At 63.5% G+C, this 4,180-nt stretch carries 2 protein-coding genes; both read right to left on the minus strand.

Annotation, left to right across the window (positions count from 1 at the left end; all coding sequences use genetic code 11):
- Positions 1 to 2,373: Ig-like domain repeat protein (locus F0311_RS09310; protein WP_191089845.1), on the minus strand; the 2,373-nt coding region annotated here is incomplete at its 3' end.
- Between the two features lie 39 nt (positions 2,374 to 2,412).
- On the minus strand, positions 2,413 to 3,798 hold the full coding sequence (locus F0311_RS09315; protein WP_191089846.1) for an FAD-binding oxidoreductase: 1,386 nt from the start codon (positions 3,796 to 3,798) through the stop codon (positions 2,413 to 2,415).
- Between the last annotated feature and the right edge of the window lie 382 nt (positions 3,799 to 4,180).

Raw genomic sequence — 4,180 nt, forward strand, 5'->3', positions numbered from 1 at the left:
ATCAGAGACCACTACAGTTTCGGTAGTCACATTCCCGATCAGATTGCCGTAAGTGTCGAAAGCCTGCACCTGATACGACGCCGTAGCTGTCTCTACAGCGTTCTGAGGCCCGGTGACCTCAATCGAGACCGGGGCAGCCGGAACCACTGTGACCGTCACCGGGTCAGAGGTGCTTGGTGCAAGGTCGGTGGTACCGGGATAGCGGACGACCAGCTCATAGTCCTCAGCCTCCGTCAGACCCTCGATCTCAAGGGTCACCTCGCCATCAACCAATTCGCCAGTAACTAAGGGCTCATCCTCGTCAACATCGGCATCCTCCAGCCACACCTCAACCTCACCAGCAGGTATATGCTCGCCCGCGACTGGGGAATCCACCACCACATCCAGCACCACATCCTCACCAGCAGTAATGGTGGTCCCGTCAAGAACAGCCGTGACTTCCGTAGCAGCCTGATCCACCACCACCGTGGCAGTCTCCGCATGACCCCGGTAGGTGACAGTCAGCTCACGCTCACCAGCACCAGTAAACCTCACCTCAGCACCGTCGACCTCGTCCTCATCACCATCGGAAGCAACACCAGCGTAATCAGTGACATCACCCAGAGCCTCACCACCCTCACCCAAGGCAGTCACACCGACCTCGACACTCTGCCCATGGCTCGCCGATCCCGGCACCATCAACTCAATGTCCTCCACCGCACTGGAGACCTCCACATCCACAGTGGCGGTGATGTCCTCATCACCCTCCACCGGATAGACGAACGTCAGCACCCGGTCAACCAGTTCCTCAGGGGTGAAGACGAAAGTCACCTCGATAGCGTCCCCATCCTGGTTCAGCTCCACCTGATCACCGATAACATCAGAGACCACATCCACCTGACCAGTGACATCACTGATCAGGTTGTCGTGCTCATCGGTCAGCTCCACGGTATAGGTGACCGTCTCAGCCTCAGTGGCTTCAGTCGGCCCCTCGACAACCAGGGAGTCCGCCTCGTCGGGCATCACAGACAGCTCGGATTCGAGAAGAGTGGTCTCCAGGTACTGAACCTCAACGTCGTAGCTACCGGCCGCGGTCGGCGACAGGATGGGGCCGTCGGTTTCGTCGCCGTCGAGTGTGATGATCACGTCCTCGGTCTCGGTGACATCGACAAGCTCGCTGTCTTCGTTGAGGGCTTCGATCGTGACCGTGGCTTCCTCGCCTGCGGTGATCGTCGACGCCGACAGGCTGGCGGTCGCCGAAGTGCTATAAAGCGTCACCGGGCCGTCCTCGATGCCCGTCACCAGCTCCCCGGCTGGGGCGGCGTCGCGCCATCCGGTCGCGGTATACCCCTCCGGCACCTCAGGCTGGTCTGGCACGGTGGCTCCGAACGCCAGGAACTGCGACTCCTCGCGGTCCTCGTCGTCCACGCCGAGCGCGAGATCGACCAGGGTCAGCAGGTATCCGAACTCCAGCTCGAAGATCCCGCTGCCGTTGGAATTCTGGTCGGTGACAGCCCGGGCGTAAAGGTCACCCGCTGGTACGGGAGTAATCGTCGGTGCGGGGGCGTTTTCCGCTGAGGCACCGTCGTTGTCAGAGTCCTCGGTGAGTACGGCATGGACCTCGAGAGAGCCCGGTTCCGACCCGTCCGCGCCCGCTCCGATCCCCGCGCCCGGATTGCTGCTGACCTCGATGGTACCGCCCATAGCGGTCACGATGCCGCCGGTGATGACCACCTCGCCGCCATTCCCCCGGTCGCCACCGCCGATCCCCGCGCCGTACAGGTCACTGGAGGCGGTCACGACGCCGCCCTCGATCCTCACGGTCCCGCCGGCGCCCTCCCACCAGCCCCCGCCGATCCCTGCACCACTGCTGAAACTGGTGGCGTTGACTGTTCCGCCGGTGATGACCAGCTCGCCTGCGTTGCCCCTCGCGTGACTGCCGATCCCCGCGCCGTACTGGCCACTGGTGACGGTGAGGCTGCCGTCGTGGTTGCCGGAGGAGTCGTTGATCGTGAGCGAGGCGCCTTCGGGCACGTGGATGGCGGCGTTTCCATCGCCTGGCCCTACAGCGTTGTTCTCGCCTGGGCCATAGATGGTCAACGCATGACCGTTCAGGTCGAGGATGAGGTGGCAATCCTCTAAGTCGAGGAATTCTTGCTCATCAAGCGGAGCGGTGACGTCGCCTTCCAGCATGATCTCGCCATCACCGTCACAGGCGTCATTCACGTCCTCGAGGAATCCCGGCCATGCGTCGACCTCAGCTGCGCTGACATCATCTGTGCTGAGGTCCGCGGATTCCGCCGGGGCCTCGGCGTCCCTTTCAGCCAGGGCAGGGGTGGTCCCGGCACTGAGCACTGGAGCGGCTAAGCACAGCGCCATCACAGCACCGGCCACACGGTGAGGAAGTCGAGACAACCACATGGGTAAGAACGCTCAATTTCCGAACTCGAAGAGCCGGTTCGGGTCATAGCGTGAGCGGACCTCACTCAGTCGCTCCGCAGTCTTGGCCGGCCACAGCCGGTTGGTGAACACCTCCGGCGTCGGATACCCGGCCCAGTGGTAGTTGATCTCGCTGGCGCTCCAGGGTTGCACAAGGTCACGGATCATATGACCGGCGGTCTCGACGGCCACCAGCGGTGCGACCGGTTCGATCGCCACGCCGAGCACTAGCAGCGAGAATGCCGCCCGAGTACCCCCAACCGCCGAGGGGCTGAGGTCATCGCGGACCAGCGCGCCGCCGAGGCGGCGAAGTTCCACGGCGGTGAGCACCGACTGGGCCTTACCGCCGACCTGCCCGACCAGATGCTCGATGAGGTCATGGTCGGCCGACTCGAGCATGTCTCCCCACTCCCATACCGGCACTGGATCCGTCGGGTCAGCATGGATCTCGGCGAGGCGATCGCCGGGCAGCAGTCCGATCGTGTCGATGATCGGGGTGCCGAGAGCACGCAGAGGCGCGAGGTATGCCTCACCCTGATCACGCAGTTCATCATGGGAAGCCTCGGTGTCGACGTAGGCGAAGCGCAGATGGAGCACGGTCGCACCGCCCAGCGGGCCGGGAGCCTCCGGCGGCAGGCGCAGGAAGGCGATGGATGAGTTCACCGCATCGGGCAGATCGGTCACCCAGTCCAGCCAGGCGTGTGCGAGCCGGTCCATGTCTTCAGCACCGAAGAACAGTCCACCACCGTAGACATGCGAGAGCGGCACGGCCCGCACGGTTGCTTCGGTCACCACGCCCAGACCTACTTTTCCACCCCGCAGCGCCCAGAAAAGGTCAGGATGGTGCTCGGCATCGGCCACCAGCACCTCACCGGCTGCATTCACCACTCGGAAGGATTCCGCATAGTCGGAGGCGACGCCGAGTGTGCGGCTCAATGGCCCAATACCTCCACCGAGGAGAAGGCCGACCACGCTCACGGTCGCCGCCGAGCCGCTGACAGCCATCAGTCCCGCAGCGTGTAGCTCCGGGACAACATCCTGCCAGGTCAGCCCGGCGCCCACGGTGAACCGCTGCGCTTCCTGGTCGATGGCCAGCCTGTTCAGCCGCGTGGTCTTGAGCAGCATGCCCGTCTCCAGGGGACGGTATGCGCCGTGGCCGGTGGCTTGCGGGTGCACCGTGCAGTCATGTTCCGCGGCCCAGCGGAGTATCGCCTGGACATCCGCCTCGTCCTCGGGCACAACTACGAGATCGGGACTGCTGGCAGTGAGTAGATTGAATCCGCCCACCTCGCGGCGGTACCCGTGGGTGCCGCGGGTGAACACCTCGCCGCGGATCTCCTGGCTCAGGCTGGTGACATCATGGCTTTCGAACTCCTTCATGGCTGCCTTCCCCTCTTTGGTCATTGTCAGCAACTAGAGGACTAAATCGTCCGGAATACACGCGCGCCATGTTACACCATGAATCGGACCTATTAGTCCTGTACGACATGTGTTGCGAAGACCGTCACAATGGGGCAGCAATCCGGTGTCCGCCCGGCACACTCAGCGCTAGCCCGGGGGAAGACCCCGCCACAGATGAACGGGGTCTGCGACGGGGCCGGATACCAGGCGGCTACCAGCATGGGGCGCTGTGATGTCTCCGCCTGGTACAAGGCCACCCCACATTGCGCAGGAGACAGACGGGATGGCCGGTCTATAGGGCGACTACTGCCTCCTTACCCACTGGCGTTGGTTGACCATGGCAATGAACATTCCACCCAGT

This window comes from Nesterenkonia ebinurensis, assembly GCF_008711175.1.
GTDB classification, from domain to species: domain Bacteria; phylum Actinomycetota; class Actinomycetes; order Actinomycetales; family Micrococcaceae; genus Nesterenkonia; species Nesterenkonia ebinurensis.